Annotated in this window: 1 pseudogene; it reads left to right on the forward strand. The window is 62.9% G+C overall.

Annotated elements, in window-relative coordinates:
* A pseudogene (locus tag EOA22_RS37290) lies at positions 1-267 on the forward strand (xanthine dehydrogenase family protein molybdopterin-binding subunit); the annotation flags it as partial.
* Between the last annotated feature and the right edge of the window lie 148 nt (positions 268-415).

Below are 415 nucleotides of genomic sequence, written 5' to 3' on the forward strand. Positions count from 1 at the left end.
ATCTACGGCCTTTCGGCGGCGATGGGTCAGGAAATCACCTTCGCCGACGGCATGGTCGAACAGTCGAACTTCCACGATTTCGATGCCATGCGGATCTTCCAGTGCCCGGTCTTCGAAGTCGCCATCCTGGAAAATTTCCACAAGATGGGCGGCGTCGGCGAGATCGGCACACCGCCGGCGGCTCCAGCACTCGCCAACGCCATCTTCGCGCTCACCGGAAAGCGCATCCGCACGCTGCCGCTGTCGAAAACGGTGGCCTTCGCATGAAGAAGCTCCTCATCATGCTGACGCCTGCTGCCATGCTCGTGCTCGCAGCGCCGTTTGCGATTGCGCAAGAGAGCCAGACGCCGGCGCCGGCGTCTGGCTCTCTTGCGCAATCGCAAACGGCGCTGCGAGCACGAGCATGGCAGCAGGC

This window comes from Mesorhizobium sp. M7A.F.Ca.US.014.04.1.1 (genome assembly GCF_003998745.1).
Lineage (GTDB): Bacteria > Pseudomonadota > Alphaproteobacteria > Rhizobiales > Rhizobiaceae > Mesorhizobium > Mesorhizobium ciceri.